A 13847-nucleotide genomic window follows, 5' to 3' on the forward strand; every position below is an offset into this window, starting at 1 on the left:
AATGCCGTAATACCCGTAACCGCTGCGGCGCAGGCTTCAACCGGCGCCGTAGTTTTAACCTGAGCAGCAGCAAATAATGCTGCGGCTCTTATTTTGAAGAAATGAGACCAGCAGGGGCATCCGGGCTGGTACCCGGACTATCTGCGTGATCCTAGGTGACTTGATACAGTCGCTGCACATGACTATCTCAGGTTTGCTGTGGTGTCTTCGCCGGTGGTGTCCCCTTACCGAGGGTGACCAAGCATGCAAGAAAGCGTGATGCAGCGCATGTGGAACAGTGCCCACCTTTCCGGTGGTAACGCTGCCTATGTGGAAGAGCTCTATGAGCTCTACCTGCACGACCCTAACGCTGTGCCAGAGGAATGGCGCACCTACTTTCAGAAGTTGCCCGCTGACGGCAACTCTGCCACCGATGTATCGCACTCGACGATTCGCGATCATTTCGTGTTGCTGGCCAAAAACCAGCGCCGCGCTCAACCGGTATCCGCCGGGAGCGTGAGCAGCGAGCATGAAAAGAAGCAGGTCGAAGTGTTGCGGCTCATCCAGGCTTACCGTATGCGCGGCCATCAGGCGGCCCAGCTCGACCCGCTGGGGCTGTGGCAGCGTACGGCGCCAGCTGACCTGTCGATCAATCACTATGGGTTGACCAACGCTGACCTGGATACCACTTTCCGTGCCGGAGACTTGTTCATCGGCAAAGAGGAAGCGAGCCTACGCGAAATTCAGGACGCGCTACATAAGACATATTGCCGCACCATCGGCGCCGAGTTCACGCACATCGTGGATTCCGAGCAGCGCAACTGGTTCATGCAGCGTCTTGAAAGCGTGCGCGGCCGTCCCGTGTTCTCCGCCGAAATCCAGAGCCACTTGCTCGAGCGCGTTACCGCGGCAGAGGGCCTTGAAAAGTACCTGGGCACTAAATACCCAGGCACCAAGCGCTTCGGTCTGGAAGGTGGCGAAAGCCTGATTCCGATGCTGGACGAGTTGATCCAGCGTTCCGGTTCGTATGGCACCAAGGAAATCGTTATCGGCATGGCTCACCGCGGCCGCCTTAACGTTCTGGTCAACACCTTCGGCAAGAACCCGCGCGAGCTGTTCGACGAGTTTGAAGGCAAGAAAAAAGTCGAGCTGGGGTCCGGTGACGTTAAATATCACCAGGGCTTCTCTTCGAACGTAATGACTGCCGGCGGCGAAGTCCACCTCGCCATGGCGTTCAACCCGTCTCACCTGGAGATCGTCTCTCCGGTGGTTGAAGGTTCGGTTCGTGCTCGTCAGGATCGTCGTAACGATCCGAATGGTGACAAGGTTCTGCCAATTTCCCTCCACGGTGATGCTGCTTTCGCAGGGCAGGGCGTGGTCATGGAAACCTTCCAGATGTCGCAGACTCGCGGCTTCAAGACGGGCGGCACCATCCATATCGTCATCAACAACCAGGTTGGCTTCACCATCAGCAACCCGCTGGACTCGCGCTCCACCGAGTACGCCACCGACGTTGCCAAGATGATTCAGGCGCCAATTCTCCATGTAAATGGCGATGACCCTGAAGCCGTTGTGTTCGTGACCCAGTTGGCTATCGACTACCGCATGCAGTTCAAGCGTGACGTGGTGATCGATCTGGTCTGCTACCGTCGCCGTGGTCACAACGAAGCGGATGAGCCAAGCGGCACTCAGCCATTGATGTACCAGCAGATCACCAAACAGCGCACCACGCGTGAACTGTATGCCGAGAGCCTGATCAAGGCCGGCGTTCTGGATGATGCTCGCGTACAGGCCAAGATCGACGACTACCGCAACGCGCTGGACAACGGTCTGCATGTTGTGAAAAGTCTGGTCAAAGAGCCAAACAAAGAGCTGTTCGTGGACTGGCGTCCATATCTGGGCCACGCCTGGACTGCGCGTCACGACACCCGCTTTGATCTAAAAACCTTGCAGGAACTGTCAGCCAAGCTGATGGAGCTGCCAGAAGGTTTCGTGGTTCAGCGTCAGGTGCAGAAAATCTACGAAGACCGCCAGAAGATGCAAGCCGGTGGCCTGCCGATCAACTGGGGTTACGCTGAGACCATGGCGTACGCGACGCTGGCGTTTGAAGGTCACCCGATCCGCATGACGGGTCAGGACATCGGCCGCGGTACCTTCTCGCACCGTCACGCTGTGTTGCACAATCAGAAAGACGCCGGGACTTACATCCCGTTGCAGAATCTGTATGCCGGTCAGCCACGTTTCGATCTGTATGACTCCTTCCTTTCGGAAGAAGCCGTGCTGGCGTTCGAATACGGCTATTCGACCACTCAGCCAGATGCCCTGGTTATCTGGGAAGCCCAGTTCGGCGACTTCGCCAACGGTGCGCAAGTGGTTATCGACCAGTTCATCACCAGCGGCGAGCACAAGTGGGGCCGTCTGTGCGGTCTGACCATGTTGCTGCCTCACGGTTATGAAGGGCAGGGGCCAGAGCACTCGTCGGCACGTCTTGAGCGTTACTTGCAGGGTTGTGCCGAGCACAACATTCAGGTGTGCGTACCGACTACGCCAGCTCAGATCTACCACTTGCTGCGCCGTCAGGTTATCCGTCCGCTGCGTAAGCCGCTGATCGTGCTGACACCGAAATCGTTGCTGCGTCACAAGCTGGCTGTTTCGACCCTTGAAGATCTCGCCGAAGGTTCGTTCCAGACTGTCATCCCGGAAATCGACACCCTCGATGCCGCCAAGGTGACCCGTCTGGTGCTGTGCGGCGGTAAGGTTTACTACGACCTGCTGGAAAAACGCCGTGCCGAAGGCCGCGAAGATATCGCCATCGTGCGTATCGAGCAGCTGTATCCGTTCCCGGAAGACGACCTGATGGAGGCGATTGCGCCTTACACCAACCTGCAGAATGTAGTGTGGTGTCAGGAAGAGCCGATGAACCAGGGTGCGTGGTACAGCAGTCAGCATCACCTGCGTCGCAGCGTTGGCAATCACAACCGCAACCTCGTCCTCGAGTATGCCGGTCGTGACGCCTCGGCAGCGCCTGCATGTGGTTACGCTTCGATGCACGCCGAGCAGCAGGAAAAACTGCTGCAAGATGCCTTCACTGTTTAACGCCTTCGCGCATTAGAAACCGAATTAAGGAATTACAGATAATGGCTATCGAGATCAAAGCCCCCTCTTTCCCGGAATCAGTTGCCGACGGCACCATTTCCAAGTGGCACAAACAGCCGGGCGAAGCGGTAAAACGTGACGAGCTGCTGGTTGACATCGAGACGGACAAAGTTGTCCTCGAAGTACTGGCCGAAGCTGACGGCGTACTGGCATCGATCGTGAAAGGCGAGGGCGAAATCGTCCTCTCCAACGAACTGATCGCAACTCTGGACGGTGGCGCTACTGCGTCGGCTGCTCCTGCTGCAGCCGCTGCCGCTCCTGCCGCTGCACCGGCTCAAGCTGCTGCCCCGGCCGCTGCTCCAGCTGCTGCTGGCGACGAAGATTCGGTTGCTGCTCCTGCTGCTCGCAAACTGGCTGAAGAGAATGGCATCAACCTGGCCAGCGTCAAAGGCACTGGTAAAGATGGCCGCGTGACCAAGGAAGACGTGGTTGCTGCTGTTGAAGCCAAAAAATCCGCGCCTGCCGCTGCTCCGGCTGCCAAGCCAGCTGCCGCTGCTGCTCCAGTTGTTGCTACTGGCGACCGCACCGAGAAGCGCGTACCGATGACTCGCGTACGGGCCACCGTTGCCAAGCGTCTGGTTGAAGCTCAGTCGAACATGGCGATGCTGACCACTTTCAACGAAGTCGACATGACTGAAGTCATGGCGCTGCGTTCGAAGTACAAGGACCTGTTCGAGAAGTCCAACAACGGCGTACGCCTGGGCTTCATGTCGTTCTTCGTCAAGGCGACCACCGAAGCGCTGAAACGCTTCCCGGCAGTCAACGCATCGATCGACGGTTCCGACATCGTTTACCACGGCTACGCTGACGTGGGTGTTGCTGTCTCCAGCGACCGTGGTCTGGTAGTTCCGGTTCTGCGTAACGCAGAGCAGATGAGCCTGGCTGAAATCGAAGGCGGCATCGCTACCTTCGGCAAGAAAGCCCGTGACGGCAAACTGTCCATCGACGAAATGACCGGTGGTACCTTCACCATCACTAACGGTGGTACTTTCGGTTCGATGATGTCGACGCCGATCGTCAACCCGCCACAAGCGGCCATTCTGGGCATGCACAACATCATCCAGCGCCCGATGGCGGTCAACGGTCAGGTTGTGATTCGTCCGATGATGTACCTGGCGCTGTCTTACGATCACCGTCTGATCGATGGTAAAGAAGCTGTGACGTTCCTGGTGACCATCAAGAACCTGCTGGAAGATCCAGCTCGTCTGCTGCTGGATATCTGATTCACGACAGCTGCAAGCCGCAAGCGTCAAACTGCAAGTAAAAGCAGTCTGGCGCTGAAGCTTTGGTCGTCGCTACATCCTAATGAACAGGTTGCAACGCTCGTCTGTAATACATCACAGGCCAGCTTGCAGCTTGTAGCTTAAAGCTCGCAGCTAAAGAGGAACTCTTTGTTATGTCCCAGAAATTCGACGTGGTAGTGATTGGCGCAGGCCCTGGCGGTTATGTTGCCGCCATCAAGGCTGCGCAACTTGGTCTCAAGACTGCCTGCATCGAGAAGTATCAGGATAAGGAGGGCAAGCTGGCCCTCGGCGGTACTTGCCTGAACGTGGGTTGCATTCCGTCCAAGGCGCTGCTGGACAGCTCCTGGAAGTTCTACGAAGCCAAAAATGGCTTCTCGATCCATGGTATTTCGACTTCCGAAGTCAGCATGGACGTGCCGGCCATGGTTGGTCGCAAGGCCAACATCGTCAAAGGCCTGACCGGTGGCGTTGCCAGCCTGTTCAAGGCTAACGGCGTGACTACTCTGCAAGGCCACGGCAAGCTGCTGGCTGGCAAGAAAGTCGAGCTGACCGCTGCTGATGGCACCGTTGAAGTCATCGAAGCTGATCACGTAATCCTGGCTTCCGGCTCGCGCCCGATCGACATTCCACCGGCTCCGGTTGACCAGAAAGTCATCGTTGACTCGACGGGTGCTCTGGAATTCCAACAGGTTCCGAAGCGTCTGGGCGTGATCGGCGCTGGCGTAATTGGTCTGGAGCTGGGTTCGGTATGGGCTCGTCTTGGCGCTCAGGTGACTGTCCTGGAAGCACTGGACAAGTTCATCCCGGCTGCTGACGAAGCAGTTTCCAAGGAAGCGCTGAAAACCTTCACCAAGCAAGGCCTGGACATCAAACTGGGCGCTCGCGTCACCGGTTCGAAAGTCGAAGGCGAAGAAGTTGTAGTCAGCTACACCGACGCAGCGGGCGAGCAGTCGATCACTTTCGACCGTCTGATCGTAGCCGTTGGTCGTCGTCCGGTAACAACTGATCTGCTGGCCGCTGACAGCGGCGTGGACCTGGATGAGCGTGGTTTCATCTACGTTGATGACTACTGCACCACCAGCGTTCCGGGCGTTTACGCGATCGGCGACGTGGTTCGTGGTCTGATGCTGGCCCACAAGGCTTCTGAAGAAGGCATCATGGTTGTCGAACGCATCAAAGGCCACAAGGCTCAGATGAACTACAATCTGATCCCTTCGGTTATCTACACCCACCCGGAAATCGCATGGGTTGGTAAAACCGAGCAGACCTTGAAGACTGAAGGCGTTGAAGTTAACGTTGGCACCTTCCCGTTCGCAGCCAGTGGCCGTGCCATGGCAGCCAACGACACGGGCGGCTTCGTCAAGATCATTGCCGATGCCAAGACTGACCGTGTACTGGGTGTTCACGTTATTGGTCCTAGCGCTGCCGAGCTGGTACAGCAGGGCGCGATCGCGATGGAATTCGGCAGCAGTGCCGAAGACATCGGCATGATGGTCTTCTCCCATCCGACGCTGTCCGAAGCATTGCATGAAGCTGCTCTGGCCGTGAATGGCGGTGCCATTCACATCCAGAACCGCAAAAAGCGTTAAGACAACAAGAGAAACCACGACGGACTGCCCGTCGTGAGCCTTGCGAGCAAGACTCACCGCGGAATGTCCGCCGGACTCGACCTCCGGACTTTTCCTGAAGGGATTGCTCGGAGTAGCGGTCACAGGTGGTGCGGCACGCCAGACGTGCAGCACCGAATGCGCAGTACCTAACGAAGACGGTAATAAGCATGAATCTTCACGAGTATCAGGGTAAGCAGCTGTTCGCTGAGTACGGCCTGCCAGTATCCAAAGGCTACGCAGTAGACACCCCGGAAGCAGCAGCAGAAGCTTGCGATAAAATTGGCGGGACTGAATGGGTTGTCAAAGCCCAGGTTCACGCTGGTGGTCGCGGTAAAGCGGGCGGCGTAAAGCTGGTTCGCAGCAAAGAAGACGCTGCAGCGTTCGCCCAGCAATGGTTGGGCAAGCGTCTGGTGACTTACCAGACTGACGCCAACGGTCAGCCAGTGACCAAGATCCTGGTTGAGTCCTGCACCGACATCGCTAAAGAGCTGTATCTCGGCGCGGTAGTGGATCGTTCGAGCCGTCGCATCGTGTTCATGGCTTCCACCGAAGGTGGCGTGGACATCGAGAAGATCGCTCACGACACTCCTGAGAAAATCCTCAAAGCCACGATCGATCCACTGGTTGGCGCTCAGCCATTCCAGGGTCGCGATCTGGCATTCCAGCTAGGTCTGGAAGGCAAGCAGGTTTCCCAGTTCGCCAAGATCTTCACCGGTCTGGCCAAGCTGTTCCAGGACCACGACCTGGCTCTGCTGGAAGTAAACCCGCTGGTTATCAAGGCTGACGGTGATCTGCACTGCCTCGACGCCAAGATCAACATCGACGCCAACGCCATGTACCGTCAGCCAAAGCTGAAGGCTTTCCACGATCCATCGCAAGATGATCCGCGCGAAGCTCACGCTGCCAAGTTCGAACTGAACTACGTGGCACTGGAAGGTAACATCGGTTGCATGGTCAACGGTGCTGGCCTGGCCATGGGTACCATGGACATCGTCAACCTGCATGGCGGCAAGCCAGCCAACTTCCTCGACGTAGGCGGTGGTGCAACCAAGGAACGCGTTACCGAAGCGTTCAAGATTATTCTGTCCGACACCAACGTCGCAGCAGTACTGGTCAACATCTTCGGCGGCATCGTTCGTTGCGACATGATTGCCGAAGGCATCATCGGTGCAGTGAAAGAAGTCGGCGTGAAAATCCCGGTTGTTGTTCGCCTTGAAGGTAACAACGCTGAACTGGGCGCTAAAGTACTGGCAGAAAGCGGTTTGAACATCATCGCTGCTACCAGCCTGACCGACGCTGCTCAACAAGTTGTCAAAGCTGCGGAGGGCAAGTAATGAGCGTCCTGATCAATAAAGACACCAAAGTAATCTGCCAGGGCTTCACCGGTTCGCAGGGTACTTTCCACTCCGAACAAGCCATTGCCTACGGCACCAAAATGGTTGGCGGCGTGACTCCAGGTAAAGGCGGCACCACGCACCTGAACCTGCCAGTGTTCAACACTGTGCAAGAAGCTGTAGACAAAACTGGCGCTACCGCCAGCGTAATCTACGTTCCAGCTCCTTTCTGCAAGGATTCCATCCTTGAAGCAGCGTTCGGCGGCATCAAGCTGATCGTCTGCATCACCGAAGGCATCCCGACCATCGACATGCTGGAAGCCAAGGTCAAGTGCGACGAGCTGGGCGTGGTCCTGATCGGCCCTAACTGCCCAGGCGTTATCACTCCGGGCGAGTGCAAGATCGGCATCATGCCAGGTCACATTCACTTGCCAGGCAAAGTAGGCATCGTGTCGCGTTCCGGCACCCTGACTTACGAAGCTGTGAAGCAGACTACTGACGCCGGTTTCGGTCAGTCGACCTGTGTAGGTATCGGTGGTGACCCGATCCCTGGCTCCAACTTCATCGACATCCTGAAGCTGTTCCAGGAAGACCCGAAGACCGAAGCGATCGTGATGATCGGTGAGATCGGCGGTTCGGCTGAAGAAGAAGCGGCTGCCTACATCAAGGCACACGTGACCAAGCCGGTTGTTTCCTACATCGCTGGTGTGACTGCTCCTCCGGGCAAGCGCATGGGCCATGCTGGCGCAATCATCTCTGGCGGCAAAGGCACTGCAGACGAGAAATTCGCTGCGCTGCAAGACGCAGGTGTTAAAACCGTGCGTTCGCTGGCAGACATCGGCAAGGCTTTGGCTGAGCTGACGGGTTGGGAAGTCAAAAAATAAGCATCTGCTTATTTGATTGACCGACTACACAAAGGCCACCTTCGGGTGGCCTTTGTGCGTTTCACCTGCACGTTTTGATACGGTCGGACGCTCATGGGGCGTTCCTGGCAAACCATTCTTCTCTGGTTATCTCCCAAATTTGCTCCTCGGCTTTGCCGCAGACGAACAGCTCCTCATGACGTTCGATCAAACGCATCCCTTCCCTATGAGAAAGTCTGCAGGACGCTACATTCAAGGCAGCTTTAGCTGCGCGCATGGTGGGGCGCCCCAATTCCAGAAACCAGAACCTGTTCAGGGCAGCGCATGCTTCCGACATAAGGCCTTGCCCTTGATAAGGTTTGGCGAGCCAGAAGCCACGGTTGTTTTCAGCCTCATCCATCAAACATGCCGCACCAATCAACTGTTCAGGTTCGCTGCGTAATCGCAAAGTCCAATGCCATTCTTCGCCTGCATTCATGGCGGGTAGCGCGTCCTCTCGCAGGTAGCGCAAGGTTTCGCCTTCTGGGTATGGCCATGGCACGTGGTGAGTGAGATAGCGGACGACCTCCCAGTGAGCAAAGGACGCTTGCAAGGCGTCGGCATCTTCCAGCTGCAAAGGGCGTAGCAGCAGGCGAGCGGTGCATAGAGCTGGCGTCAGCAGTCGAGTGTCAGGGCAGGGCATAGAAGTGATCTTGAAGTATGGGGGCGGGCACTTTAGTGGGGGGGCAACCAACCTGTCTGTCAGGCAAATCCGAAAAAATTCATGATTAGCGCACCCGGTGAAGGTTTTTACGACAATGGAGCAGGATGCTTTCCTGTAGGAGCTGCCGAAGGCTGCGATGCGGTTTGTCGGATGACGAAAAGCGTTGGCTGTGCTGACGCCTCGCGAACAAGTTCGCTCCTACCGGTTCGGGGTATTAGCGCTGCATTCGCTTTGCTTTTGATCTGCTCTGCTCTGGTTTTGATTTTGATCTTAGGCGCCCCGTTAAACCATGCCGGCCGGAATTCGACATTGCTGCGTGGGGCAAACCGGCAGGGATGCCGGATTACGGGTATGCCGAGCGCCAGCGAGGTACCCAGTGGTGGGGCAAGAGCGTTTTGCTTACTTTTGGCTGGGCCGGCTTCCGGAACAAAAGTGAGGCGCCGTGAGGGCGCAACCAATATCAGCCATAACGCTACAACGGATATGTACACAAAATCCCGACATGGAAATTGATGTCGACACATCGACCCCCAACCGTGCGTTCATCGGCCGCTTCGCCCTCTATTAGTGCAATAAACACGCAAATTGGTTAGGCTAGCCGCCATTTTGTGCATCGCGGGTCCCACAAGGAACCGTTGCACAGCGGCTCGTCCTAAAAGGACCGGCATGAATTTCCCCCACTCAACGGGAAGTCGCCCTCCAATTCCGATTCTGAAGTGTGGTTTTCTCAATGAAAGTGTTGAAAGGTCAGGACATCCTGGCACTGGGTTTCATGACGTTTGCCCTGTTCGTAGGGGCTGGCAATATCATCTTCCCGCCAATTGTAGGTCTGCAGGCGGGTCCGCATGTGTGGATGGCAGCCTTGGGCTTTCTGGTCACCGCAGTAGGTCTCCCGGTCGTTACCGTCATTGCCCTGGCCAGGGTCGGTGGCGCAATGGATGCGCTCAGCAGCCCAATCGGCAAAATCGCGGGCAGTATCCTCGCGGCAGTGTGTTATCTGGCCGTAGGCCCGCTGTTTGCCACACCACGCACAGCAACCGTGTCCTTCGAAGTCGGTCTTGCGCCGCTAACGGGGGATAGCCCGACAGCGCTGTTTCTCTACAGCCTGGTGTATTTCCTGATCGTCCTCTGGGTTTCGTTCTACCCGGGACGCTTGCTGGACACCGTCGGACGCTTCCTGGCGCCGCTTAAAATCCTCGCACTGGCCGTGCTGGGTGTTGCGGCATTCGTACTGCCAGCCGGGGATATCGGAGTGGCAGAGCCTGCTTATACTGCCGCGCCATTTTCCCAGGGTTTCATCAATGGCTACCTGACCATGGACACACTGGGTGCGCTGGTGTTCGGCATTGTCATCGTCAACGCCATTCGCTCCCGAGGCGTCGAGTCGCCGCGTCTTATCACTCGCTACGCGATCATTGCCGGTCTGATTGCCGGTGTTGGGCTGGCGCTGGTGTATATCAGCCTGTTCCGTCTCGGCTCTGGCAGTCATGCTGTCGCGGCAGGGGCGAGTAATGGTGCGGCGGTGTTGCATGCCTACGTGCAACATACCTTCGGCTCGCTGGGCAGCGGTTTCCTCGCGGTATTGATTTCGTTGGCTTGTCTGGTCACTGCGGTAGGTCTGACGTGTGCTTGTGCCGAGTATTTCGCCAAGGTGCTGCCGTTGTCGTACAAAACCCTCGTGGTGATCCTCGCAGCGTTCTCGTTGCTGGTCTCCAATCTGGGCCTGACCAAACTGATTCTGTTCTCGATCCCGGTACTGACGGCGATCTACCCGCCCTGCATCGTCCTGGTCGCGCTGAGCTTTTGCAAAAGCTTCTGGTATTCCCAAGGCCGTATCGTTGCGCCAGTGATGCTGGTGGCGTTTGTGTTCGGCCTGATTGACGCGATCAAAGGCGCCGGGTTCACCGATTACTTGCCTCACGCCTTGAGCAATTTGCCTCTGAGCGAGCAAGGGCTGGCGTGGCTTATACCGGCAGTGATTGTTCTGTGTGTAGCGTTTGTGTGCGATCGGGTTATCGGCAAGCGTAGCGAGGCACTGGCCTGATAGTTAAGGCCTTGCCATAAACGCACTGGAAAGTGTCGGTAGGCGAGGCTATTAAACTCGCAACTAATAAAGCCCGCTTATAGCGGGCTTTATTATCTGAAAAGTCGGGGAAACTTTTCGGCTTACTTGGTAGTCGCTGGATCTTGAGTCGTCTTGCCAGCTTCCTGGGCGCGCTGTGCGTCCGCTTCGGCATTCTTCTGTGCAGCTTCCTGGCTTTCTTTCGCAGCGTCATTCACTTTGTCTTGAGCCTTTTGCATGGACTCCTGAGACTGTTGAGCTGCTTTGTTCGCATCTTGTTGAGTGTTCTCGGATTTCTTGTCGCACGCGGCAAGGCCCAAGGTGGCAGAGAGGATCAAGGCATAAGCTAAAGTATTGCGCATGGGATGTTTCTCCTTATTGAATATCTACGAGCCTAAGAGCCTTGGGCGTTAAATTAAGTTCCAACTCTTTTTTTTGCGAACTGAATGTGTATGCCGGGCGCACAATTACGGGGGCTGTGCGGTGTCACGTTAACTTTTGCTAAAAATATAAAAGAGGTTGTCAGTCTGACCAGTGAAAGCCCCGTGTTTGAGCGTGTGAGCGTTTTCCTTTCTGGATTGGTCGCTGTCAGATATCTGTATTGCAATTGATCAGTGTGTACGCAACTGGCATCACGCGGGCGCTGCCTTATTCCGAGAAAATCGTAGGTGGGCTGGCGTTGTGCGTGTTCGTAGCAAGTGCGCACCTGTCCTTCCTGTGAGCGCGCTCGACATCGATGCGGATGACGCATGTTGCGATCGCTGCTTCCCCTCGCTGCAGAGCTGATTATCGCGGTGCGAGCGCATTTAAAAATTGACGATTTGTCGATGGAATCAGGTAAGCCCTTGAAATCCGAGACCCAGCCCCCACTTTGATGACAACCCGCCGCCAGACACAGGTTTTGGCTTGTAGCTGGCGGCTTATGCCATCTGATTGGAGTTTGATGACCATGAGTGTGGAAACTCAAAAGGAAACCCTGGGCTTCCAGACCGAGGTAAAGCAGCTGCTGCACCTCATGATCCACTCGCTGTATTCCAACAAGGAAATCTTCCTTCGCGAGTTGATCTCTAACGCCTCTGACGCCGTCGATAAACTGCGCTTTGAAGCACTGTCCAAGCCGGACCTGCTCGAAGGCGGCGCTGAGCTGAAAATTCGCGTGAGCTTCGACAAGGAAGCGAAAACCGTCACGCTGGAAGACAACGGCATCGGTATGAACCGGGACGATGTGATCACCCACCTGGGTACCATCGCCAAGTCCGGTACAGCCGATTTCATGAAGAACCTGTCTGGCGATCAGAAAAAAGATTCGCACCTGATCGGCCAGTTCGGTGTTGGCTTCTATTCTGCATTCATCGTTGCCGATCAGGTTGAAGTATTCAGCCGTCGCGCAGGTACATCTGCCAGCGAAGGCGTGCACTGGTCTTCCAAAGGCGAGGGCGAGTTCGAAGTCGCCACTGTCGAGAAAGCCGAGCGCGGTACCCGCATCGTCCTGCACCTGAAAAGTGGTGAGGATGAGTTCGCTGACGGCTACCGTTTGCGCAACATCATCAAGAAATACTCTGATCACATCGCTTTGCCGATCGAGCTGCCAAAAGAATCGGCCGCTGCCGAAGGCGAAGAGGTTCCGGCTGTTGAATGGGAAACCGTCAACCGCGCCAGTGCCCTCTGGACCCGTCCTCGTACTGAAGTGAAAGACGAGGAATACCAGGAGTTCTACAAGCACGTCGCCCACGATTTCGAAAACCCGCTGAGCTGGAGCCATAACAAGGTTGAAGGCAAGCTGGAGTACACCTCGCTGTTGTACGTGCCTGCCCGCGCTCCATTCGATCTGTATCAGCGTGAAGCTCCTCGCGGCCTGAAGCTCTACGTCCAGCGTGTATTCGTCATGGACCAGGCTGAGTCGTTCCTGCCACTGTACATGCGCTTTGTCAAAGGCGTGGTCGATTCCAACGACCTGTCCCTGAACGTTTCGCGTGAAATTCTGCAGAAAGACCCGATCATCGATTCGATGAAGTCGGCGCTGACCAAGCGTGTGCTCGACATGCTGGAGAAACTGGCGAAAAACGAGCCTGAGCAATACAAAGGGTTCTGGAAGAACTTCGGCCAGGTCATGAAAGAAGGCCCGGCAGAAGATTTCGCCAACAAGGAAAAAATCGCAGGTTTGCTGCGCTTCGCTTCGACTCATGAAGAAGGCGGCGAGCAAACCGTTGCTCTGGCTGAATACCTGGCTCGCGCCAAGGAAGGTCAGGACAAGATTTACTACCTCACCGGTGAAACCTACGCGCAGGTCAAGAGCAGCCCGCACCTGGAAGTCTTCCGCAAGAAAGGCATCGAAGTGCTGCTGCTGACCGACCGTATCGATGAGTGGCTGATGAGCTACCTCAGCGACTTCGATGGCAAGGGTTTTGTTGATGTGGCACGTGGTGATCTGGACCTGGGCAAGCTTGATTCCGAAGAGGACAAGAAGGCTCAGGAAGAAATCGCCAAGGACAAAGAAGGTCTCATCGAGCGTTTGAAAACGGCTCTGGGCGACTCCGTCAGCGAAGTGCGGGTTTCTCACCGTCTGACTGATTCCCCGGCGATCCTTGCTATCGGCGAGGCTGACCTGGGCCTGCAGATGCGGCAGATTCTTGAAGCCAGCGGCCAGAAGGTACCGGACTCCAAGCCGATCTTCGAATTCAACCCGGCGCATCCACTGATCGGCAAGCTGGACGCCGAGCAAAGCGAAGAGCGCTTTGGCGATCTGTCGCACATCCTGTTCGATCAGGCTGCGCTGGCGGCAGGTGATAGCTTGAAGGATCCGGCGGCTTACGTGCGCCGTCTGAACAAGTTATTGGTCGAGTTGTCGGTTTAATATTCCGAGTCAAAGAAAACCCGCTTCGGCGGGTTTTCTGAT

At 56.2% G+C, this 13847-nt stretch carries 9 protein-coding genes; 7 read left to right on the top strand and 2 right to left on the bottom strand.

The features are described 5' to 3' along the window. The first annotated feature begins 243 nt into the window (after nt 1–243). The 5 genes from ACYASS_RS22580 (at nt 244) to sucD (ending at nt 8207) form a co-directional block, all read left to right on the top strand. On the top strand, nt 244–3075 hold the full coding sequence (locus tag ACYASS_RS22580) for a 2-oxoglutarate dehydrogenase E1 component (RefSeq protein ID WP_122666539.1): 2832 nt from the start codon (nt 244–246) through the stop codon (nt 3073–3075). Nucleotides 3076–3116: 41 nt separating this feature from the next. Further along, the gene (gene odhB / locus ACYASS_RS22585) at nt 3117–4358 is read left to right on the top strand and encodes a 2-oxoglutarate dehydrogenase complex dihydrolipoyllysine-residue succinyltransferase (RefSeq protein ID WP_463587745.1); all 1242 of its coding nucleotides are present in this window, start codon (nt 3117–3119) and stop codon (nt 4356–4358) included. Nucleotides 4359–4531: 173 nt separating this feature from the next. Further along, nucleotides 4532–5968, top strand: a complete 1437-nt coding sequence (gene lpdA, locus ACYASS_RS22590) for a dihydrolipoyl dehydrogenase (protein ID WP_087274181.1) — start codon at nt 4532–4534, stop codon at nt 5966–5968. A 188-nt stretch (nt 5969–6156) separates the two neighbouring features. After that, nucleotides 6157–7323 carry an ADP-forming succinate--CoA ligase subunit beta gene (gene sucC, locus ACYASS_RS22595; RefSeq protein ID WP_032629164.1) on the top strand — a complete coding sequence of 389 codons (1167 nt, stop codon included), beginning with the start codon at nt 6157–6159 and terminating at the stop codon, nt 7321–7323. After that, nucleotides 7323–8207, top strand: coding sequence for a succinate--CoA ligase subunit alpha (sucD, locus tag ACYASS_RS22600; RefSeq protein ID WP_027900900.1), 885 nt, complete (start codon nt 7323–7325; stop codon nt 8205–8207). The genes sucC and sucD overlap by 1 nt, the downstream gene beginning before the upstream one ends. Before the next feature lie 91 nt (nt 8208–8298). Here sucD and ACYASS_RS22605 read toward each other — a convergent pair whose 3' ends face one another. Next, nucleotides 8299–8868 carry a GNAT family N-acetyltransferase gene (locus tag ACYASS_RS22605; protein WP_231667110.1) on the bottom strand — a complete coding sequence of 190 codons (570 nt, stop codon included), beginning with the start codon at nt 8866–8868 and terminating at the stop codon, nt 8299–8301. A 751-nt stretch (nt 8869–9619) separates the two neighbouring features. On the opposite strand from ACYASS_RS22605, the gene brnQ reads away from it, so the two are divergent. Next, nucleotides 9620–10933 carry a branched-chain amino acid transport system II carrier protein gene (brnQ, locus tag ACYASS_RS22610; protein WP_463587746.1) on the top strand — a complete coding sequence of 438 codons (1314 nt, stop codon included), beginning with the start codon at nt 9620–9622 and terminating at the stop codon, nt 10931–10933. A gap of 122 nt (nt 10934–11055) precedes the next feature. Here brnQ and ACYASS_RS22615 read toward each other — a convergent pair whose 3' ends face one another. Next, nucleotides 11056–11313, bottom strand: a complete 258-nt coding sequence (locus ACYASS_RS22615; RefSeq protein ID WP_463587747.1) for a hypothetical protein — start codon at nt 11311–11313, stop codon at nt 11056–11058. A gap of 587 nt (nt 11314–11900) precedes the next feature. Between ACYASS_RS22615 and htpG the strand changes: the two genes are divergently transcribed. Further along, the gene (gene htpG / locus ACYASS_RS22620; protein WP_463587748.1) at nt 11901–13805 is read left to right on the top strand and encodes a molecular chaperone HtpG; all 1905 of its coding nucleotides are present in this window, start codon (nt 11901–11903) and stop codon (nt 13803–13805) included. The last annotated feature ends 42 nt before the right edge of the window (nt 13806–13847 follow it).

Source organism: Pseudomonas sp. HP_14 (assembly GCF_055283875.1).